Here is a 19,573-nt window from a genome sequence, read left to right as displayed (position 1 = left end):
TACTGCCTGATGCCGTCCGCGCCGTGGACCGGCCTAGCATGGGTGTCATGGCGCACCCGATCCTGTTCGACGGCGAGGACCCGGCGCTGGCCCGCGTGCGCTCGATCTGCCTCGCGCTGCCCGGCGCGCAGGAGAGGATCTCCCACGGCCGCCCATGGTTCTGCACGAGGACCGGCTTCGCGGTGTACGGCGGCACGCTGCGCGGGGACGTCTCCACCGCCTTCGACACGGCGCTGCTGGTCAAGGCCGACCCGCAGGAGCGCCCCGCCCTGCTGGCCGACGCGCGGTTCTTCGAACCCGCGTACCTGTGGCCCTCGGGCTGGGTCGGGATGGACCTGTCCCCGGCGGGCACCGACTGGGCCGAGGCCGCCGAGCTCGTCGAGACGTCCTACCGGCTCACGGCGCCGCGCCGTCTGGTGCGAGAGCTCGACGCCCGCCGCTGACGGACCGGACCGGCGGGCGTCCCCGGGGGATCAGCGCAGCGCACGCTTGATGTCGGCGCGCTCCTTCTCGAGCTTGCGCACCCGGTGGCCCAGCTTGAACAGCCGCACGGAGCCGACGAGGCCCATGATGAGGGCACCGGCGACGGCCGCCAGCAGCATGGCGACGCCGAGGGGGAGGATGAACTCCCAGCCCATGTAGTTGAAGACCGCCGGGACGTTGTTCTGCAGGATGAAGACCAGCAGCAGGATCAGGATCAGCAGGCCGAGGATCAGGGCGGTCCACATGGCCCCCGAGATGCCCTGTTTCTGGTGCTCGTCCAGCGCGGGGTCCGTGCCCACCTGCGGCCGGACGGCCGGCTCACGGCCGGCCGCCGGGCGGTCCGCGGCGGACGCGTCCGGCGTGGGGATCCGCGGGCCCTCCACGGGGGAGGGATCAGGCCGGTGCGGGTCGGAGGATTCTGGGGTGCGGGCCATGACGGTTCTCTCCCTGGTCGCGGACGGGTCGCGGTGACCCTGTGCTCCTCACGGTAGTCCTGGTCGGCGCGGCGCTGAAGACCCGCCGGTGCTCAGCGGGTCGTGCGCACCCGCCGGAGGAAGCGGTGCACCTCGGCGGCGACCAGCGCGAGCGTGTCCTCCTGGCCCACGGGCCCTGACCGGCGGACCGTCATGGCATGGTCCGCACCCTCCACCGGGACGACGGCGACCTCCGGCGCGCCGTCCGCGGCGGCCACGACCTCGTCCGCCGAGCCGAAGGCGTCCCGCGTGCCCTGCAGCACGAGCACGGGAACCGTGGGGCGCAGCAGCTCCTCGGCCCGCGAGCGCTCCGGCCGGCCCGGCGGGTGCAGGGGGAAGGCCAGGCAGACGACGGCGGACGCGCCCACCGCGGCGGCCGTCCGGCACGCCACGCGCGCCCCGGCGCTGCGGCCCCCGACGACCACGGGCAGCCCGTCCGCCAGCTCGGTCACGGCAGGGGCGGCGGCCAGCCACCCGGCGTCGAGGGCGGCCGGACGGGGTGCGATCCTCCGCCCGGCGAGCACCCACGGCTGCTCGTGGCGCACCACCGTGATGCCGTGGCGGGGGAGCTCGTCGGCGAGAGCGACGAGGTCCTGGGCACCGGCGCCCCCGCCCGCGCCGTGCCCGAGCCACAGCAGCGCCGCGGGGGTCTCGGCGGGGGACACCAGGAGGCGTCCCGGTCCGGTTTCGGTGGGCACGACGAGCTCGGTGGGTCGGGGCATGGCCACCACGGTAGCCCGGTGGGCACCCGGGGCCCGTGGTGCCCACCGGGCGGGGCGCGGCCTAGCATGTGGCCATGGCATCCCCCAACGCGTCCGGCGGCGCCCGGCCGAGCCGGGCGGACCTCGAGGCCGCCCGGAACACGACCCTGCCCGACCTGCTCGGCCCGGACCTGCGCCTGCTGATCTGCGGCATCAACCCGAGCCTGTGGGCCGCGGCCACCCAGGCCCACTTCGCCCGGCCCGGCAACCGGTTCTGGCCGGCCCTGCACGACGCCGGGCTCACCGGCCGGCTCGTGGACTGCTCGGCCGGGATGAGCGCGGCGGACCGGGAGCACGTCCTGGGCCGGGGCCTCGGCATCACGAACCTGGTGCGCCGGGCCACCGCCCGGGCCGACGAGCTGGACCCCGCCGAGTTCGTGGCCGGCCGGGAGCGGCTCGCGGAGCTCGTCGCCGAGCTGCGCCCCGCCGTCGTCGCGGTCGCCGGGGTCACCGCCTACCGGCACGCCTTCGCGGACCCGGGGGCCGCGCTCGGGCGCCAGGACCGGGAGCTGGCCGGGGCGCAGCTGTGGGCGCTGCCGAGCCCGAGCGGGCTCAACGCCCACGCGTCCCGGGCGAGCCTCGCCGCCGCGTTCGCCGAGGCCGGCCGGGCGGCGGGCCTCCCGGCCGCCCGGGCGCTCCCGTGACCCGGTCCCGGCGGGTGCCGCATGCGCCTCAGACGAACAGGAGCAGGCTCACCGCCATGACCGCCATCCCGGCCACCAGCCCGTAGACCGACAGGTGGTGCTCGCCGTACTCCTGGGCCGTGGGCAGCAGCTTGTCCAGGGAGATGAACACCATGATCCCGGCCACGCTCGCGAACACGACGCCGAAGAGGACGTCGTCGAGGAAGGGGAGCAGGACGAGGTACCCGAGCACCCCGCCGACGGGCTCCGCCAGGCCCGAGAGGAACGCCCAGCGGAAGGCCTTCCGGCGGCTGCCCGTGGCGTGGTAGATGGGCACCGCCACGGAGATCCCCTCGGGGATGTTGTGCAGCGCGATCGCCACGACCACCGGGATCGCCACGGACGGCTCCTGCATGGCCGCCACGAAGGTCGCGAAGCCCTCGGGGAAGTTGTGGATCGCGATCGCCACCGCGGTCATCGTCCCCATCCGCATGAGCCGGCGCTGCCGCCCGGCGTCGTCGTGCGGGTACTCGTGCGGGTTGGCGCGGGCGGGCACGAGCCGGTCGATGACCGCGATCAGGAGGATCCCCGCGAAGAACCCGCCCGCCGTGGCCCACGCCCCGGAGCGCGCGCCGAGCTCCGCGACCAGGGCGACCTGGGCCTTGACGAAGATCTCGATCATGGACACGTAGATCATCACCCCGGCCGAGAAGCCGAGGCTCACCGCCAGGAACTTGGCGTCGGTGCGCTTGGTGACCAGGGACAGGAAGGCGCCCACGCCCGTGGCCAGCCCCGCGAACAGCGTCAGGCCGAAGGCGAACAGCAGCTCGTTCACGGGCGGGTCGACTCCGTTCGTGGGCGGGGTGGGGCGCTCGCAGTCTAGCGAACGGCACGGGCGCCCTGGGGAGCCGTTCTGCGGTGCGCCAGAATGGTCCGATGACGACTTCCTCCGGGCACGTCCCGGGAACTGGCGGCCGCCCGGTGGATGTCCCGGCCGGGCTCGCCGACCGGTACACGACCGCGTGGGAGCTGGTCCCGGACGGGCGGGCGCGGGACGACGACGGGGCCCTGGTCCTGCCGGTGCGCACCCGCGCCGGGGAGCCGGCCGTGCTGCGGCTCTCCCCGCCGCGGCCCGGCGCCGAGCACGAGCACCTGGCCCTGCGCGTGTGGGCCGGCCGCGGGGCCGTGCGGCTGCTCCGGGCGGAGCCCGCAGACCGGGCGCTGCTGCTCGAGCGCACCGCCGAGCGGGACCTGCACGACCTGCCGGTGCTCGAGGCCTGCCGCGTGCTCGGCGAGCTGACCCGGGTCCTCGCCCGCCCGGCGCGGCCCCCGTTCCCGCGCCTGTCCGCGACCGCCCGGCGGTGGCAGGCGGAGCTGGAGGGAGCAGCGGACCTGGACGCCCGGTTCCCGCGCCGGTTCCGGCTGCAGGCCGTCAAGAGCCTCGAGCGGCTCCGGCGCGACGAGCTGGACGCGGCGCTCGTGCACCAGGGCCTGCACTACGGTGCCGTCCGCGCGTCGGCGCGCGCCCCGTGGCTGGCCACCGGGGCCGACGCGGTGGTCGGCACCCCGGAGTTCGCGCTGGTCCCCGCCCTGTGGCACCGCGCGGACGAGGCCGGGCACGGCGGGGTCCTGGCCGCGGCCCTGGCGGACCGGATGGAGGCCCTCGCCCTGGCCGCCGGCGCCGACGACGAGCGCCTCCGGGCGTGGGCGCTCGTCCGGTGCGCGGTGGCGGCCCGGGACGAGGTCGCCCGTCCCACCGGGGCCCCGCACCGCGAGGTCAGCCGGCTGGTCCAGCTGTGCAAGGCGCTGCAGCGGGGCGCCTGAGGCATCGTCCGCCGGGGCCAGGGGCGGGGCCGGGGGGCGGGTCCGATGTCAGGGCCCGGCACCCGCACCAGGCCCGCTCCCCGGCTCAGGAGGCGAAGCGCGGCGGAAGCCCAGGTCCGCGGCGAGCGGGCGCCACGCCGCCACGAGCAGGGTGAGCGCGGTGGGCACGAGGATCGGGAAGCCCACGGCCAGGTAGCCCAGGGCGCCGAGCACCCCGCCGGCGAAGAACAGTCCCACGAGCGCGGCCAGCAGCCGGAGCTTCCCGGCGTCGCCGGTCACGGGGTCGGCGTCCGCGAGCCGGTTGCGGTAGAGGAACTTGCCGAGCTCGATGCCGATGTCCGTGACCATGCCCGTCACGTGGGTGGTGCGGATCTGGGCGCCCGAGATCTTGGTGATCACGGCGTTCTGCAGTCCCATGGTGAACGCGAGCACCGGGACGAACAGGAGGTGCCGGTGCGCCCAGGTGAGGCTCTCGGCCAGGAGCCCGAAGGCGAGCATGAGCAGGCCCTCGAGCAGCAGGACGTTGGCGTAGCGGCTGTGCAGCCCGCGGCGCCGCGCCCGGTTGAACATCAGCGCGCAGCACGCGGCCCCGCACGTGAAGGCGACCACGGCCAGCACGCCGACCGCCACGAGCCGCAGGTCGCCCAGCACGAGGTGGTCGGCGACCATCGCGGTGAGCCCCGTCATGTGGGAGGTGTACACGGCCACGGCCACGAAGCCCACGGAGTTGAGCACTCCGGCCACCAGGGCGAGCAGGTAGGCGAGGTGCCGGTTGAGGGCGGGGGTGCGGCGGGGTCCCGCGACGTTGAGCAGGTAGCGGTCGATCCGGGCCCTCATGCCGCGAGCCCAGCCCCGGAACGGCCCGGGCCGCGTCGCCGGGAGGGCCGTCGCAGGGGTGCGGGCCCCGCCCGGCCCCGGTCAGTCGGCCCGGGGGCCGAGGGCCTCGACGGTCTCGGCGGCCAGGGCGAGGCCGGCGCCGCTGTAGAGGTTGAAGACCGTCCGGACCCCGTGCCCGCGCAGCTCCTGCACCTCGTCGTCGTACTGCGCCACGGCGGCCACGGCCCCCTCGAAGCCCGTGGCGCTCAGCTGCTGGAGGGCCACGAGGTTGGACCCGTGGAAGGGCATGGCGAGCACGGCGACCTTCACGTGGCCGGTCGCGATCACCCGCTCCCAGAACTCCTGGTCGGTCGCGTCGGCCTCCTGGACGTCGAGCCCCTGCGCCCGCAGCCGCTCCACACGGTCCGTGGCGTTCTCGATGCCCACCACGGAGTAGCCGTGCTCCTCGGCGAGCTCCCGGTAGGCGGCCTGCCCCACCCTGCCCATGCCGAGCACGAGCACCTCGGCGTGGCTGATGTCGATGGGACGGTCCTCCGGGTGCAGCCGGTCGTCGGGGTGCTCCGGCAGCCGGCGGGCGAGGGTGCTGGTCAGGGTGGAGCCGCGCCGGTTGAGCAGGGCCGAGACCACGAAGCTCAGGGCGACCGCCACGGAGAGCATCACCAGCCAGTCCTCGTCGAACATCCCCGCCGAGACGCCGATGGCCCCCACGATGAGGGCGAACTCGGAGTGGTTGCCCAGTGCCACGCCCGTGCGCAGGGACGTGCGGCGGCGCAGCCCGAACATCCACAGCAGCAGCACGAACAGCATCGCCTGCACCGGCAGGAGGCCCAGCAGCAGCACGCCCATGGCGACCATCTCGAGGGTCGGCATCCCGTGGAAGCCGATCGAGACGAAGAAGGCGACCAGCAGGAGGTCCTTGAGGGTGAACAGGGTGCGGGACAGCTCCCCGGCGTTGGCGTGGGAGGCCAGGAGCATGCCGACGAGCAGCGCTCCGAGGTCCCCCTTGATGCCCACGGCGGAGAAGGCGACGTAGCCCGGGACCAGGGCCATGAGCACCCCGAACAGGGCCTGCATCTCCCCGTGGCCGATGTGGTCCCAGATCCGGCGGAACAGCCACGCCGCCGGCAACAGGAGCACCAGGGCCAGGGCCCACGGGCTCGGCGGGTGCTCACTCGTGGCGGTGATGAACGCGACGGCCGCGACGTCCTGGATGATGAGGATGCCGATCGCCACGCGCCCGTAGAGGGACGTGGTCTCGCTGCGCTCCTCGAGGACCTTGAACACCAGCACGGTGCTCGAGAAGGACAGGGCGAACCCGGCCAGCAGCAGCGCGCGGAGGTTCTCGCCCGGCAGCTGCAGCCCCACCACCATGAGCAGGCCCAGCAGTCCCGCCCCGAGGGACGTGCTCAGGACCATGTGGATCCCGGCCGTCCCCCAAATCTCCTTGCGCAGCAGGGACCGGGCGTCGAGCTTGAGCCCGATGCCGAAGAGCATCAGGGTCACCCCGACGTCGGCCAGCTGGTCGAGCACGGGGAGCCGCTCCACGCCCAGGCCGTTGAGCACGAAGCCGGCCGCGAGGAACCCGATCAGGGGCGGCAGGCGCGCGAGGACGGCCAGGGCACCGGCCCCGAAGGCGACGACGAGATACACGGCGACCGTGGACACAGGCAGCTCCCTCGCCGGCCGGTGGTGGGACCCTCCCAGTCTAGAACGAGTTCGGGCCCCGCTCCCGGGACCGTCCGGGGCGCCCGGCGACCCGCACCGCCTACAGTGGTCGCAGCACTGGGCAGCGAGGGAAGGACCGGAGCATGCACGAGAGCCAGGGGCCCGCCGGCGCCACGTCCGCGCCGACGCGGTCCCAGCGGCTGGACCGGCTGCCGTTCACCACCGAGCACCGGAAGCTGCTGGTCGGCTCCGGCGTCGGCTGGGCCCTGGACGCCATGGACGTGGGCCTGATCTCCTTCGTGATGGCCGCCCTCGCCCAGGAGTGGGGCCTGGGCTCCGGGCAGCTGTCCCTGCTCGCGTCGATCGGCTTCGTGGGCATGGCCGTGGGCGCCAGCCTCGGCGGGCTCCTGGCCGACCGGCTCGGCCGGCGCCAGGTCTTCGCCCTGACCCTGCTCGTCTACGGCACGGCCACCGGAGCGTCCGCGCTCGTCGGCTCCCTCGCCGCGCTCGTGATCCTGCGCTTCGTGGTGGGCCTCGGCCTCGGCGCCGAGCTGCCCGTCGCCTCCACCCTCGTCTCCGAGTACGCCCCCCGGCGGATCCGCGGCCGCGTGGTGGTGGTCCTCGAGTCCTTCTGGGCCGTCGGCTGGATCCTCGCCGCGCTCGTGGGCTACTTCGTCGTGCCGTCCTCCCCGGACGGGTGGCGCTGGGCGCTCGTGGTGGGTCTCGTGCCGGCCCTCTACGCCGTGGTCGTGCGCCGGGCCCTGCCCGAGTCCGTGCGCTTCCTCGAGCACCGGGGCCGGACCGACGAGGCCGAGGCCGCGGTGCGCCGGTTCGAACGGGCCCGGCCCCTGGGCCGCTCCCGGGCCGAGACCGCCGCGCAGGCCCGGGCCGCCGAGGAGACCGGTCCGGGCCCGGCGGAGGAGGCGACGGCGATCTGGGGGCCGTCCCTGCGGCGGCGCACGACGGCGCTGTGGACCGTCTGGTTCTGCATCAACTTCGCCTACTACGGGGCGTTCACCTGGCTGCCCACGCTGCTGCTCCAGCAGGGCCTCACCCTGACCACGTCCTTCGGCTACGTCCTGGTCATCACGCTCGCCCAGCTGCCCGGCTACGCCGTGGCCGCCTGGCTCATCGAGGTCTGGGGCCGGCGGATCACGCTGGCCGTGTTCCTCGGGGGCTCCGCGGTGAGCGCCCTGCTCTTCGGCATCGTGTCGATGGGCAGCATCGTGCTCCCGTGGCAGGTGATCGGCTCCGGCATGGCGCTGTCCTTCTTCAACCTGGGCGCGTGGGGCGCGCTGTACGCGATCGGCCCCGAGCTCTATCCCACCGCGCTGCGCGGGACGGGGACCGGTGCGGCGGCGGCGTTCGGCCGAGTCGCCTCCATCCTGGCCCCGCTCACCGTTCCGGCGCTGCTCGCGCTCGGCGGGGAGCGCTACGACGTCGTCACCGTCTTCGCCGTCTTCGGCGCCGCCTTCCTCGTGGCCGCGCTCTCCGCCTTCGCCCTGCCCGAGCAACGGGGACGGGCCCTGCGGTGACCTCCCCGACGGTCCTGACCGACCGCGAGATCGGCCTCGCGCGGCTCGCGGCCCACGGACTCGTGCGCCCGGAGGACGTGACGCCCGAGGACGTGGTGCGGAGCCTCGGGGCCGTCCAGGCGCAGGACCTGCCCGGCGCCCTGGTGTCGGTCGGCCTGCGGCGGGCCGGCGGGTCCGACGGACTGCGGCAGGCCTTCGAGGACGGCCGGATCGTGCGCACGTGGCCCATGCGCGGCACCCTGCACCTGGTGCCCGCCGAGGAGCTGCGCGCGTGGCTGGCGGTCCTGGGCCCCCGCACCGTCGCCTCGACGGCCGCCCGGCGCCGGGCCCTGGGCATCGACGAGCGGCTCGACGCGGCCCGGGAGACCGCGCTCGCCGCGCTGCGCCACGGCCCGCAGCCCCGCGAGCGGCTGCACGCCGCGTGGGAGGAGGCCGGGCTGCTGGGGGAGCCGGGCCGGGCCTACCACCTGATGCTCGCCCTGCACCTGGACGCGACCCTGTGCCTGGGCCCGCTGACCGCGGACGGACGGGACCAGCTGGTCGTGCCCGTCGCGGACTGGGTCCCGGCGGCGGGGGAGGGGACCGCCGAGGCCGGGACGGGCGCCGGCGGCACCCCGCCCGTCGTCGCGCGCTGGGTGCGCCGGTACCTGCGCGGCCACGGCCCGGCCTCCGTCGCGGACGCCGCCCGGTGGGCGGCGCTGCCGCGATCCGCGGTGCGGGCCGCGCTGGCGGGCACGGACGGTGTCGTGGCGGTGCACGACCGCGCCGGCCGCGAGCTGTGGTGCGCCCCCGAGGTGCTCGAGGGCCCCGCACCCGGCGACCGCCGGGCCGCCGGGGTCTTCCTGCTGCCGCCCTTCGACGAGTACGTCCTGGGCTACGGGGACCGGTCCCACGTGCTGGCCCCGGACCACGCGACCCGGATCGTCCCCGGCGGCAACGGGGTCTTCAAGCCCACCCTCGTGGCGGGCGGGCGGATCGTGGGGACCTGGGGGCGCGTGCGCCGCGCCGGGGGGGCCGAGCTCGCGCTCGACCCGTTCGAGGAGCTCTCCCCCGCCCGCCGCCGCGCCGCCGAGCGGGCCTTCGCGCGGCTGCCGGCCCTCTGAGCCGAGACGGAGCCGGTATGGGTCCCGGGGCCCGGGAGGTGGTCCGGCCCACCCCGCGCTCGCTAGGGTGAGGCCATGATCAATCCCGCCCGCCTGCACTCGGACCTCTCCCGCCTCGGGCGCGAGACCGAGATGTTCCTGGCCACCACCGCGTCCCTGTCCGACGACGAGCTGGCCGCTCCCTCGCTGTGCGACGGATGGCGCCGCGCCGACGTCGTCGCCCACATCGCCTCCAACGGGCGTGCCCTCGTCAAGCTCGTCGACTGGGCCGTCACAGGGCAGGAGCAGGCCCCCTACGCGTCCATGGAGGCCCGCAACCAGGACATCGCCGAGCTGGCCGCCCTGCCCCGCGAGGAGCTGGTCGAGAAGGCCCGCGAGTCCGCGTCCTACTTCGCCGAGCAGGCCCAGCGGCTGACCGGGGAGCTCGCGGTCGAGGAGGTGCACCTGCACGGCAAGCAGATCCCCGCGACCTCCATCGTGGCGCTGCGCATCGCCGAGGTCGTCGTCCACCACCACGACCTCGACACCGCCTGGACCATCGAGGAGGCCGACCCCGACTCGCTGCTCAACGCCCTCGAGGCCGCGGTGCGCACCATGCGCGCCAAGGGCGCGCCCGGCATGACGCTGGTGACGGAGGAGCGCGACGAGTGGGTGATCGGCGACGGCGCCCTGCGTGTCGAGTCCGACCGGGAGGGCCTGCTCGAGTGGCTGGCCCGCGGCGACGGCGCGAACGTCGAGGCCGACGGCCCGCTGCCGGTGCTGCCCGCCTGGTGACCGCACGCCCCGGGCGCGGCGGGGCTCCCCGGCGCCGCCCGGGACGGGGCGACCGGGGGAGTCGGCGGGGTCACAGGCCCCCGGGGTGCCGCCCGAGCGGCCCCGCGGGGTAGAATGGTCTACGGCCCGCTGAGCGGGCGCTCCCGCCCGGGTCCCTCCGGGTGCGCGGCGGCGCCCCGGCCGCACCCATCGGGAGGGCTGCACCTCCCCCCGCATCTCCACCCGAAGAGAGACCCACGCGTATGCCTGTCACCTCCACCACCGCCCAGCGCGCCGACCTCCGCAACGTGGCCATCGTGGCCCACGTCGACCACGGCAAGACCACCATCGTGGACGCGATGCTCCAGCAGACGCACGCGTTCTCCTCCCACGGTGAGGTCGAGGAGCGCGTGATGGACTCCGGTGACCTGGAGCGCGAGAAGGGGATCACGATCCTCGCCAAGAACACCACGGTGTTCTACGACGGTCCCTCCGCCGAGGGGAAGACCATCACCATCAACGTCATCGACACCCCCGGCCACGCCGACTTCGGCGGCGAGGTCGAGCGCGGCCTGTCCATGGTCGACGGCGTCGTGCTGCTCGTGGACGCCTCCGAGGGCCCGCTGCCGCAGACCCGCTTCGTGCTGCGCAAGGCCCTCGAGGCCAAGCTCCCCGTCATCCTCGTGGTCAACAAGGTCGACCGCCCGGACGCCCGGATCGAGGAGGTCGTGCACGAGTCCATGGACCTGCTGCTGGGCCTGGCCTCGGACATCTCCGAGGACGAGCCGGACCTCGACCTGGACGCCGTCCTGGACGTGCCCGTGGTCTACGCCGCGGGCCGTGACGGCCGGGCCTCCCTGGCGCAGCCCGAGAACGGCGGCCTGCCGGACAACGAGGACCTCGAGCCGCTGTTCGCGACGATCATCAAGCACGTCCCCGCGCCCTCCTACGATCCCGAGGGCGTGCTCCAGGCGCACGTGACCAACCTGGACGCCTCCCCGTTCCTGGGCCGTCTCGCCCTGCTGCGCATCTTCAACGGCACCCTCAAGAAGGGCCAGACCGTGGCCTGGGCGCGCGCTAACGGCGAGCTCAAGAACGTCCGGATCTCCGAGCTGCTGGCCACCAAGGGCCTGGACCGCGTCCCGGCCGACTCCGCCGGCCCCGGCGAGATCGTGGCCGTGGCCGGGATCGAGGACATCACCATCGGCGAGACCCTCACCGACCCGGAGAATCCCCAGCCCCTACCCCTGATCACGGTGGACGACCCCGCGATCTCCATGACCATCGGCATCAACACCTCCCCGCTGGCCGGGCGCACCAAGGGCACCAAGGTCACGGCCCGCCAGGTCAAGGACCGCCTCGACAAGGAGCTCGTCGGCAACGTCTCGCTCAAGGTGCTCCCCACCCAGCGCCCCGACGCCTGGGAGGTCCAGGGCCGCGGCGAGCTGGCCCTGGCGATCCTCGTGGAGCAGATGCGCCGCGAGGGCTTCGAGCTCACCGCGGGCAAGCCCCAGGTCGTGACGAAGACCGTCGACGGCAAGGTGCACGAGCCCTACGAGCACATGACCATCGACGTGCCCGACGAGTTCCTCGGCGCCGTGACCCAGCTGATGGCCGGGCGCAAGGGCCGCATGGAGGCCATGGCCAACCACGGCACCGGCTGGGTGCGGATGGAGTTCAAGGTCCCCGCCCGCGGGCTGATCGGCTTCCGCACCAGGTTCCTCACCGAGACCCGCGGCGCCGGCATCGCGTCCTCCTACGCCGACGGCTACGAGCCGTGGGCCGGGGACATCGAGTACCGCACCAACGGCTCGATGATCGCCGACCGCGCCGGCGTGGTCACCCCGTTCGCCATGATCAACCTCCAGGAGCGCGGGTCCTTCTTCGTGGAGCCGACCTCCGAGGTCTACCAGGGCATGATCGTGGGCGAGAACTCGCGCGCCGACGACATGGACGTGAACATCACGAAGGAGAAGAAGCTCACCAACATGCGTGCGGCCTCCTCCGACACCTTCGAGAACCTCACGCCCCCGCGCAAGCTGACCCTCGAGGAGTCCCTCGAGTTCGCCCGCGAGGACGAGTGCGTGGAGGTCACCCCGGACGCCATCCGCATCCGCAAGGTCATCCTCGACGCCAACGAGCGGATGAAGGCGCACCGGGCCCGGGCCCGCGCCTGACCCCGGACCTCACCGGCACAGCGCAGCAGGCCCGGCCGTGACCCAGCAACCCGTCCCGTACTACCCCGAGCAGGGCGTCCTCGTGCGCGAGGACGCCCTGCCGGGGCTGCTGCCCCCGGGTCTGCGCCCGGAGGACGCCCGGCTCCTGTTCGTGCACGCCCACCCCGACGACGAGTCCATTGCCACCGGCGCCACCATGGGCCGGTACGCGGAGCTCGGCGCACGGGTCGAGCTGCTCACCATGACCCGCGGCGAGCGCGGCGAGGTGATCCCCGAGCCGTTGCACGCGCTCGAGGTCGGCCGCCCGGAGTGCTCCGACGACGGCACGGCCCTGGGCCGGTACCGGGTCGGCGAGCTCGACGACGCCGCGGCCCGCCTGGGCGTGGCCGAGCGCTTCTTCGCGGGGGAGCCCCCCGCCCTCGACCCCGCCGTGGGCTTCGCCAGCGGCACGGGCCACTACCACGACTCCGGCATGTCCTGGGGCCCTGACGGCCGGGCCGCCCCCGCGGAGGACTCCTCGCCGCACAGCCTCACCGCGGCCACGGCCGACGAGGCCGCCGCCCACGTCGCCGCCGCGGTCCGGGCGGTCCGCCCGCACGTGCTCGTCACCTACGACGACGACGGCGGCTACGGCCACCCCGACCACGTCCGCACCTCCGCCGTCGCGGTGCGCGGCGCCGAGCTCGCCGCCCGCCCGGCCGAGGTCGCCGGCGGCACGCTCGCCGGCCCCTGGCGGACCCCTCTCGTGTGGGCCGTCGAGGGCGAGGCGCGGCCCGAGGACCCGCGGCCGCAGGCCGCGGTGCACGGCTCCGCCGAGCGCAAGCGGACCGCCATGGCCGCCCACGCCACCCAGCTCGTGCTGGCCGAGGACGGCTCGCGCTTCGCCCTCTCCAACGGGGTGTGGCAGCCCTTCAGCGCCCTCGAGACCTATAGGCTGCTCGCCGGGGACCCCGACGCGGTCGTCGCGGAGGAGGAGGCGCCCCGGCACGCCCGTGCCTCCGTGCTCTCGGCGCTCGTGACGTCCCTCGCGGCCGGCGCCGTGGCCGCGTCCGTGGCCACCGTCCTGCACGGCGCCGTCTGGTACTCCCCCGCGGGGTGGTGGTTCCCCTGGGGCCTGCTCTTCGCGACCGCCCTGCTACTCAGCGTGTCCCTGTGGGTCGGCACGGCGACCCGCCGCGTGTGGGCCGCCGCCGTGCCGGGACTGATCGGCTACCTCGTCTCCTGGCTGTTCGCCTACGGCGGGGACGGCTCCGTGATCGTCGTCACCGATCCCGGCACGCCCGTGGGGATCCTGGGCCTCGCCTGGTTCGCGCTGGTCTTCGCGGTGACCCTCCTGTCCGTGCTCGTCACGGCCGGCTGGTTGCGCGCCCGGCGGCGGAGGACCGGCGCCGCCTGAGCTCCCGGCTCCACGGCTCCTGGACCCACGGCGCCCGGACCCACGGCGTCCGGTCCGGCGGCGCCCGCTCCCGTGGTGCTCAGTCCTGCCGCGGTCGCCGCCGCGGCGGCGCGGGCGGGACGACCCGTGCGGCCCGGACCTTGCCGGCCCCGATCAGCACGTCCCCGCGGCGGGTCCGCACCGTGACGGCCTCCTCGTCCGCGGCCAGCAGCTCGCCCAGGGCGTCGGTGAGCGGCAGCCCGGAGGCGTCGTCGTCGGGCAGGGCGTAGCGCACGCTCACGCGCGTACCAGCAGGCAGGCCGGTGAGCAGACCCAGCGCCGAAGATGACGTCCCGGACGGCGATGTTGAGCCGGATGTCGGATGCTCCATGGCTGTCATCCTAGCCAGGACGCCGTGGCTAGACTGGTCGGAGCAATCCCAGGAGAAAGGTTCGAACCCCCGTGACCTACGTCATCGCCCAGCCCTGTGTCGACGTGAAGGACAAGGCCTGCGTCGAGGAGTGCCCCGTCGACTGCATCTACGAGGGGGAGCGCTCGCTCTACATCCACCCCGACGAGTGCGTGGACTGCGGTGCGTGCGAGCCGGTGTGCCCCGTGGAGGCCATCTACTACGAGGACGACACCCCCGACGAGTGGGCCGACTACTACAAGGCGAACGTCGAGTTCTTCGACGACCTCGGCTCGCCCGGCGGCGCCGCGAAGCTCGGCAACACCCACACCGACCACCCCATGATCGCCGCGCTGCCGCCGCAGAACCAGGACGTCGCCCTGTGACACAGGGGGACCGGTCCTTCGGCCTCGCCCTGCCCGACTACCCGTGGGACACGATGGCGCCCTACCGCGCCGTCGCCGCGGAGCACGCCGGCGGGGTCGTGGACCTGTCCATCGGCACGCCCGTGGACCCCACGCCGCTGGTCGTCCAGGACGCGCTGGCCTCCGCCGCCGACGCCCACGGCTACCCGACCACCCACGGCACCCCCGCCCTGCGGGAGGCCGTCGTCGCGTGGTACGCGCGGCGCCGCGGCGTGCCCGGCCTGGACCCCGCCGCGGTCATGCCCACGGTCGGCTCCAAGGAGCTGGTCGCCTGGCTGCCGCTGCTCCTCGGCCTGCGCCCCGGTGACGTCGTCGTGCGCCCCACGGTGGCCTATCCCACCTACGACATCGGTGCCCGGCTGGCCGGCGCCGAGGCCGTGGCGGCGGACGACCTCGACGAGCTCGGCGACGACGAGCGCTCCCGCGTGCGCATGGTGTGGCTGAACTCGCCCGCCAACCCCACGGGCATCGTCCGGGACGCGGCGTCGCTGCGGCGCGTGGTCGACCAGGCCCGCGCCCTCGGGGCCGTGGTCGCCTCGGACGAGTGCTACGCCGAACTGGGCTGGGGCGCCTGGGACGTCCAGCAGGGCGGCACCCCGGTGCCGTCGGTGCTCGACCCCCGGGTCAGCGGAGGGGACGACTCCCTGCTGCTGTCCGCGTACTCGATGTCGAAGCAGTCGAACGCCGCCGGCTACCGGGCCGCGTTCCTCGCCGGCGACGCCCGGCTCATGGCGAGCCTGGTGAACTCCCGCAAGCACGCCGGGATGATCGTGCCCGCCCCGATCCAGGAGGCCATGCGGGCCGCCCTCGGGGACGACGCCCACGTCACCGCGCAGAAGGCGCTCTACCGGTCCCGCCGCGAGCGGCTCGTCCCCGCCGCCGAGGCCTTCGGGCTGCGCGTCGAGCACTCCGAGGCCGGGCTCTACCTGTGGTGCACGGCCGGGGAGGACACGTGGACCACGGTGCAGCGCTTCGCCGAGCGGGGCGTCGTGGTGGGCCCAGGGGTGTTCTACGGCACGGCCGGCGAGGGGTACGTGCGCCTCGCCCTCACCGCCACCGACGAGCGGATCGACGCCGCCGTGGAGCGGCTCGGCGGCGCCTGACACGCTCCGCGGCCGCGCCGGGATTGGTCCCGGCGTGGACGGAGCAGGTAGGTTGGACCCTGACGATCGCTGTGTCCCGGGACACGGCCGTGCTGCGCCGACGGCGGCGCCCGGCACGGCGACCACGGGCACCGGACACCGACATCCACTCGCGGAGGACGAACATGACTGAGTCTGCACAGAAGACCGGGACGGCCCGGCTCGACTACGGGAACGGCAGCCCTCTCGAACTGCCCATCCAGGACGCCACCGAGGGCAACCGTGGGTACGCGATCACGAACATGCTCAAGGAGACCGGCAACGTCGCCTTCGACCCCGGGTTCATGAACACGGCGAACGCGCGCTCCGCCATCACCTACATCGACGGCAACAACGGCATCCTCCGCTACCGGGGCTACCCGATCGAGGAGCTCGCCCAGCACTCGAGCTTCATCGAGACCGCCTACCTGCTCATCTACGGCGAGCTGCCCACGCCGGGCGAGCTCGAGGACTTCGACACCCGGATCCGCCGGCACACCATGGTCCACGAGGACCTCAAGAGCTTCTTCAACGGCTTCCCGCGCAACGCGCACCCCATGCCCGTGCTGTCCTCGGCCGTCTCGGCGCTCTCCACGTTCTACGCGGACTCCCTCGATCCGTTCGACCAGGAGCACGTGGAGATCTCCACCATCCGGCTGCTCGCCAAGGTGCCCACGCTGGCCGCCTACGCGTTCAAGAAGTCCAAGGGCGAGCCGATGCTCTACCCGAAGAACGACCTCAACTACACGGAGAACTTCCTCCGCATGTGCTTCGGCGTGCCGGCCGAGGACTACGAGATCGACCCGGCCATGGCGAAGGCCCTGGACGTGCTGCTGATGCTGCACGCGGACCACGAGCAGAACTGCTCCACCTCCACCGTCCGGCTCGTGGGCTCCTCCCACGCCAACATGTTCGCCTCGGTCTCCGCGGGCATCAACGCCCTCTACGGCCCGCTGCACGGCGGCGCCAACGAGGCCGTGCTCGCCATGCTCAACCGGATCGAGACGGAGGGCGTCAAGCCCGAGGACTTCATGGAGCAGGTCAAGAACAAGGAGTCCGGCGCTCGGCTCATGGGCTTCGGCCACCGGGTCTACAAGAACTACGACCCCCGGGCCCGCATCGTGAAGGACTACGCCCACGAGATCCTCGAGAAGCTGGGCGGCAACGACCAGCAGCTCGAGATCGCCATGCGGCTCGAGGAGAAGGCCCTCGCCGACGACTACTTCGTGGAGCGCAAGCTCTACCCGAACGTCGACTTCTACACGGGTCTCATCTACAAGGCGATGGGCTTCCCGGAGAAGATGTTCACCGTCCTCTTCGCGATCGGCCGGCTGCCCGGCTGGATCGCGCAGTGGCGCGAGATGATCGAGGACCCGGAGACCAAGATCGGCCGTCCGCGCCAGCTCTACGTGGGCGAGGGCGAGCGGCACTACCCGCAGCGCTGAGCACACCCGCTCCCGGCACCGACGAGCGCCGGGCCCGTTCCCTCCGGGGCGCGGGCCCGGCGTTCCTCGTTCCCCGGAGGCGTCCGTCCCGGTAGCGTGGTGGCATGAGCGAGCAGCGGCACACCCCGGACCGGATCACCGAGCTCGGCCCGGACGACGTCTTCGTCTTCGGCTCCAACGCCCGGGGCGCCCACCTCGCGGGCGCGGCCCGCACGGCCGTCGAGCGCTTCGGCGCCGTCCACGGCCAGGGACACGGTCTGCAGGGGCGCTCGTACGCGATCGACAGCATGAGCGGGCTCCCGGAGCTCGAGCGGGAGGCGGCGGCGTTCGTGGCCTTCGCCCGGGAGCACCCCGAGCTGACGTTCTGGCTCACCCGGGTGGGCACGGGCATCGCCGGTCACGACGAGCGGCGGGTGGCCGCGCTGTTCGCCGACGCGCCGCCCAACGTGGTCCGGCCGCGGGGCTGGTGAGCCCGGGCCCGCAGCTCAGACGCCCGCGGCGTAGCCCTCGGGGTTGCTCCGCTGCCAGTTCCAGTGGTCCCGGCACATCGTGTCGAGGTCCCGGTCGGCGGACCAGCCCAGCTCCGCGAGAGCCGTCGACGGGTCCGCGTAGGACACCGCGGCGTCACCCGGCCGGCGGTCCACGAGCTCGTAGGGGATGCTGCGCCCGGAGGCCCGCTCGAAGGCGGCGTGGACCTCGAGCACCGAGTAGCCCTTGCCGGTGCCCAGGTTCCACGTGCGCACCCCGCCGTGCTCGGTGATGTGGTCCAGGGCCCTGAGGTGTCCGTCGGCGAGGTCCACCACGTGGATGTAGTCGCGCACGCCCGTCCCGTCGGCGGTCGGGTAGTCGGCGCCGTAGACCTTCAGCCTCTCCCTCCGGCCCACGGCCACCTGGGCGATGAACGGCAGCAGGTTGTTCGGCACGCCCGAGGGGTCCTCGCCGATCCGGCCGGACTCGTGGGCGCCCACCGGGTTGAAGTAGCGCAGCAGGGCGACGTTCCAGGACGGGTCCGAGGCGGCGAGGTCCACGAGCATGTCCTCGATGTGCTCCTTGGTCCGCCCGTACGGGTTCTGCGCGTCCATGGGCTGCTTCTCGGTCAGCGGCATCTCCTCCGGGGCGCCGTAGACCGTGGCCGAGGAGGAGAACACGATCGACCGGCAGCCGTGGGACCCCATGGCGTCCAGCAGGTTGAGGGTGCCGGCCACGTTGGTGCGGTAGTACCAGAGCGGCATCTCGGCCGACTCGCCGACGGCCTTGAGCCCGGCGAAGTGGATCACGGCCTCCGGGCGGTGCTCGGCGAACAGGGCGTCGAGTCCCGCGGGGTCGAGGAGGTCCACCTCGGCGAACGCCGCCACGGACCGGCCCGCGAGCTCCTCGACGCGCTCCAGGGAGGTCCGCGAGGAGTTCGCGAGGTTGTCCATCACGACGACGTCGTGCCCGGCCCCCAGCAGGGCGAGGACGGTGTGCGAGCCGATGTAGCCGGTTCCCCCGGTCACGAGAATCTTCATGGTCCCAGCCTATCGGCCGGGCCGGGGCGGGCCCGTCAGCGGCTCGCGAGGACCACCACGACGTCGTCGGGCGGGGGAGCGTCCTCCGGGTGCGCCTCGGCGTCGTCCACCCAGCCCGGGGCGGGTGCGAAACGGGTGGTGCGCTGGTCCGCCCGGACCCAGCTGCGCCCGTCGAAGGACACCTCGGCGACGCCCAGCGCGTCGGCCCGCGCGACCGCCCAGTGCGCCGCCGCCCAGCCCGCGGGCTCTCCGGGCGCGGGCACGACCACCCGGTCCCCGTCCGTGCGCGGGGCCGGGAGCGCCGGCCCGAACGCGTCGTCGAGGGCGTCGGCCACCCGGCCGGGGTCCCCGGGCTCCACCGGATCGTCCAGCACGCAGTTGAGGGAGCCCTCGGTGGCGCCGGTCAGGCTGCCCGCGAAGGCCCGGGCGACGCCCTCGTGCCGCGCGTACGCCTCCGGGTGCGCGGAGCGCTGGACCGCCTGGGCGGCGTCGGTGACGGACATCGTCGCGTAGTCGAGCTCGGCGAGGCCGTCGTAGAAGGCGGCCGTGGCGTAGGCCGGGTCCATGATCTGCTCGGCCGTTCCCCAGCCCTGGGACGGGCGCTGCTGGAAGAGCCCCACGGAGTCCCGGTCCCCGTAGTCGATGTTGACGAGCTGCGACTCCTGCATCGCGGTGGCCAGGGCCACGACCGCGGCGTACGGGTCGGTGCCGCGCGCCACGGACTCCGCGGTGATCAGGGCGGCGTTGGCCGACTGCTCCGCGGACAGGGCGTGCCGCTGCCGCTGCCCGTCGCCGTCCGTGCTCGAGACCACGCACCGGGGCTCCCCGGTGGAGGGGCGGCCCGCGCGCAGCTCGACGGCCACCAGGATCCCCGCGGCGAGCACGGCCCCGGCGAGCAGGAGCACGAACAGCGGCAGCCGCAGCGACCTGATGCGTCTGCCGGGGGCGGGGGAGGACACGGGCGCTCCTGGGCGGGCGGAAGGACGGGCTGGGACCATCGGGCGGGGGGTCATCGAGCGAGGGGAATCAGCAGCGGAGAGGACGGGACGCCCGGCG

20 protein-coding genes are annotated in these 19,573 nt (G+C 74.2%); 12 read left to right on the top strand and 8 right to left on the bottom strand.

The window, feature by feature from the left end; translation table 11 throughout:
* Window positions 1-47 precede the first annotated feature (47 nt).
* Window positions 48-443: an MmcQ/YjbR family DNA-binding protein gene (locus ACYVM4_RS04165; protein WP_368820321.1), complete on the top strand. Its 396-nt coding sequence runs from the start codon at window positions 48-50 to the stop codon at window positions 441-443.
* Between the two features lie 30 nt (window positions 444-473).
* On the opposite strand, the gene ACYVM4_RS04160 is transcribed toward ACYVM4_RS04165, so the two are convergent.
* Window positions 474-917 carry a LapA family protein gene (locus tag ACYVM4_RS04160; protein ID WP_460667736.1) on the bottom strand — a complete coding sequence of 148 codons (444 nt, stop codon included), beginning with the start codon at window positions 915-917 and terminating at the stop codon, window positions 474-476.
* A 92-nt stretch (window positions 918-1,009) separates the two neighbouring features.
* The gene (locus ACYVM4_RS04155) at window positions 1,010-1,678 is read right to left on the bottom strand and encodes an alpha/beta hydrolase family protein (protein ID WP_368820319.1); all 669 of its coding nucleotides are present in this window, start codon (window positions 1,676-1,678) and stop codon (window positions 1,010-1,012) included.
* Window positions 1,679-1,752: 74 nt separating this feature from the next.
* Here ACYVM4_RS04155 and ACYVM4_RS04150 point away from each other — a divergent pair, with 74 nt between their 5' ends.
* Window positions 1,753-2,361, top strand: a complete 609-nt coding sequence (locus tag ACYVM4_RS04150) for a mismatch-specific DNA-glycosylase (RefSeq protein WP_368820318.1) — start codon at window positions 1,753-1,755, stop codon at window positions 2,359-2,361.
* Between the two features lie 28 nt (window positions 2,362-2,389).
* Here ACYVM4_RS04150 and zupT read toward each other — a convergent pair whose 3' ends face one another.
* Window positions 2,390-3,175 (bottom strand): zinc transporter ZupT, encoded by a 786-nt coding sequence (gene zupT / locus ACYVM4_RS04145; protein ID WP_368820317.1) that lies wholly within the window; start codon window positions 3,173-3,175, stop codon window positions 2,390-2,392.
* Between the two features lie 101 nt (window positions 3,176-3,276).
* On the opposite strand from zupT, the gene ACYVM4_RS04140 reads away from it, so the two are divergent.
* Window positions 3,277-4,164 carry an aminoglycoside phosphotransferase family protein gene (locus ACYVM4_RS04140; protein ID WP_368820316.1) on the top strand — a complete coding sequence of 296 codons (888 nt, stop codon included), beginning with the start codon at window positions 3,277-3,279 and terminating at the stop codon, window positions 4,162-4,164.
* A gap of 48 nt (window positions 4,165-4,212) precedes the next feature.
* Here ACYVM4_RS04140 and ACYVM4_RS04135 read toward each other — a convergent pair whose 3' ends face one another.
* Together ACYVM4_RS04135 and ACYVM4_RS04130 are read right to left on the bottom strand one after the other, a co-directional pair.
* Window positions 4,213-5,001, bottom strand: coding sequence for a YoaK family protein (locus ACYVM4_RS04135; protein WP_460667735.1), 789 nt, complete (start codon window positions 4,999-5,001; stop codon window positions 4,213-4,215).
* An 81-nt stretch (window positions 5,002-5,082) separates the two neighbouring features.
* Window positions 5,083-6,666 carry a cation:proton antiporter domain-containing protein gene (locus ACYVM4_RS04130; protein ID WP_368820314.1) on the bottom strand — a complete coding sequence of 528 codons (1,584 nt, stop codon included), beginning with the start codon at window positions 6,664-6,666 and terminating at the stop codon, window positions 5,083-5,085.
* A gap of 143 nt (window positions 6,667-6,809) precedes the next feature.
* On the opposite strand from ACYVM4_RS04130, the gene ACYVM4_RS04125 reads away from it, so the two are divergent.
* The 5 genes from ACYVM4_RS04125 to ACYVM4_RS04105 all read left to right on the top strand — a co-directional run bounded on the left by ACYVM4_RS04125 (window position 6,810) and on the right by ACYVM4_RS04105 (window position 13,630).
* Window positions 6,810-8,201: an MFS transporter gene (locus tag ACYVM4_RS04125; RefSeq protein ID WP_460667734.1), complete on the top strand. Its 1,392-nt coding sequence runs from the start codon at window positions 6,810-6,812 to the stop codon at window positions 8,199-8,201.
* Complete coding sequence (locus ACYVM4_RS04120; RefSeq protein WP_460667733.1) at window positions 8,198-9,304, top strand: winged helix DNA-binding domain-containing protein; 1,107 nt, start codon at window positions 8,198-8,200, stop codon at window positions 9,302-9,304. The genes ACYVM4_RS04125 and ACYVM4_RS04120 overlap by 4 nt, the downstream gene beginning before the upstream one ends.
* A gap of 75 nt (window positions 9,305-9,379) precedes the next feature.
* Window positions 9,380-10,078: a maleylpyruvate isomerase family mycothiol-dependent enzyme gene (locus ACYVM4_RS04115; protein ID WP_368820311.1), complete on the top strand. Its 699-nt coding sequence runs from the start codon at window positions 9,380-9,382 to the stop codon at window positions 10,076-10,078.
* 242 nt (window positions 10,079-10,320) lie between these two features.
* Complete coding sequence (gene typA / locus ACYVM4_RS04110) at window positions 10,321-12,234, top strand: translational GTPase TypA (RefSeq protein WP_368820310.1); 1,914 nt, start codon at window positions 10,321-10,323, stop codon at window positions 12,232-12,234.
* A 37-nt stretch (window positions 12,235-12,271) separates the two neighbouring features.
* The gene (locus ACYVM4_RS04105) at window positions 12,272-13,630 is read left to right on the top strand and encodes a PIG-L family deacetylase (RefSeq protein ID WP_368820309.1); all 1,359 of its coding nucleotides are present in this window, start codon (window positions 12,272-12,274) and stop codon (window positions 13,628-13,630) included.
* 79 nt (window positions 13,631-13,709) lie between these two features.
* On the opposite strand, the gene ACYVM4_RS04100 is transcribed toward ACYVM4_RS04105, so the two are convergent.
* A complete protein-coding gene (locus tag ACYVM4_RS04100) occupies window positions 13,710-14,000 on the bottom strand; it encodes a putative acetyltransferase (RefSeq protein ID WP_368820307.1) in 291 nt (96 codons plus the stop codon).
* A 71-nt stretch (window positions 14,001-14,071) separates the two neighbouring features.
* Here ACYVM4_RS04100 and fdxA point away from each other — a divergent pair, with 71 nt between their 5' ends.
* The 4 genes from fdxA (at window position 14,072) to ACYVM4_RS04080 (ending at window position 17,479) form a co-directional block, all read left to right on the top strand.
* Window positions 14,072-14,404, top strand: coding sequence for a ferredoxin (gene fdxA, locus ACYVM4_RS04095; protein ID WP_058872613.1), 333 nt, complete (start codon window positions 14,072-14,074; stop codon window positions 14,402-14,404).
* Complete coding sequence (gene dapC / locus ACYVM4_RS04090; protein WP_368820306.1) at window positions 14,401-15,546, top strand: succinyldiaminopimelate transaminase; 1,146 nt, start codon at window positions 14,401-14,403, stop codon at window positions 15,544-15,546. The genes fdxA and dapC overlap by 4 nt, the downstream gene beginning before the upstream one ends.
* A gap of 164 nt (window positions 15,547-15,710) precedes the next feature.
* Window positions 15,711-17,009 (top strand): citrate synthase, encoded by a 1,299-nt coding sequence (locus ACYVM4_RS04085; protein ID WP_368820305.1) that lies wholly within the window; start codon window positions 15,711-15,713, stop codon window positions 17,007-17,009.
* Between the two features lie 104 nt (window positions 17,010-17,113).
* Window positions 17,114-17,479, top strand: coding sequence for an A1S_2505 family phage non-structural protein (locus ACYVM4_RS04080; RefSeq protein WP_368820304.1), 366 nt, complete (start codon window positions 17,114-17,116; stop codon window positions 17,477-17,479).
* 15 nt (window positions 17,480-17,494) lie between these two features.
* On the opposite strand, the gene galE is transcribed toward ACYVM4_RS04080, so the two are convergent.
* The gene (gene galE / locus ACYVM4_RS04075) at window positions 17,495-18,517 is read right to left on the bottom strand and encodes a UDP-glucose 4-epimerase GalE (protein WP_368820303.1); all 1,023 of its coding nucleotides are present in this window, start codon (window positions 18,515-18,517) and stop codon (window positions 17,495-17,497) included.
* Window positions 18,518-18,552: 35 nt separating this feature from the next.
* Entirely contained in the window at window positions 18,553-19,476 is a 924-nt protein-coding gene (locus ACYVM4_RS04070; RefSeq protein ID WP_460667732.1) for a hypothetical protein, read from the bottom strand.
* Between the last annotated feature and the right edge of the window lie 97 nt (window positions 19,477-19,573).

The organism is Kocuria himachalensis (genome assembly GCF_054784195.1).
Note: the sequence above shows the minus strand (reverse complement) of the source record. Positions and strands in the feature narration are given on the sequence as shown.

Coding starts and splice junctions, on each gene's coding strand:
- ACYVM4_RS04100 (WP_368820307.1), bottom strand. CDS start 14,000: ATGGAGCATCCGACATCCGGCTCAACATCGCCGTCCGGGACGTCATCT.
- ACYVM4_RS04140 (WP_368820316.1), top strand. CDS start 3,277: ATGACGACTTCCTCCGGGCACGTCCCGGGAACTGGCGGCCGCCCGGTG.
- typA (WP_368820310.1), top strand. CDS start 10,321: ATGCCTGTCACCTCCACCACCGCCCAGCGCGCCGACCTCCGCAACGTG.
- ACYVM4_RS04150 (WP_368820318.1), top strand. CDS start 1,753: ATGGCATCCCCCAACGCGTCCGGCGGCGCCCGGCCGAGCCGGGCGGAC.
- ACYVM4_RS04165 (WP_368820321.1), top strand. CDS start 48: ATGGCGCACCCGATCCTGTTCGACGGCGAGGACCCGGCGCTGGCCCGC.
- ACYVM4_RS04085 (WP_368820305.1), top strand. CDS start 15,711: ATGACTGAGTCTGCACAGAAGACCGGGACGGCCCGGCTCGACTACGGG.
- ACYVM4_RS04115 (WP_368820311.1), top strand. CDS start 9,380: ATGATCAATCCCGCCCGCCTGCACTCGGACCTCTCCCGCCTCGGGCGC.
- galE (WP_368820303.1), bottom strand. CDS start 18,517: ATGAAGATTCTCGTGACCGGGGGAACCGGCTACATCGGCTCGCACACC.
- ACYVM4_RS04160 (WP_460667736.1), bottom strand. CDS start 917: ATGGCCCGCACCCCAGAATCCTCCGACCCGCACCGGCCTGATCCCTCC.
- ACYVM4_RS04080 (WP_368820304.1), top strand. CDS start 17,114: ATGAGCGAGCAGCGGCACACCCCGGACCGGATCACCGAGCTCGGCCCG.
- ACYVM4_RS04155 (WP_368820319.1), bottom strand. CDS start 1,678: ATGCCCCGACCCACCGAGCTCGTCGTGCCCACCGAAACCGGACCGGGA.
- ACYVM4_RS04125 (WP_460667734.1), top strand. CDS start 6,810: ATGCACGAGAGCCAGGGGCCCGCCGGCGCCACGTCCGCGCCGACGCGG.
- ACYVM4_RS04135 (WP_460667735.1), bottom strand. CDS start 5,001: ATGAGGGCCCGGATCGACCGCTACCTGCTCAACGTCGCGGGACCCCGC.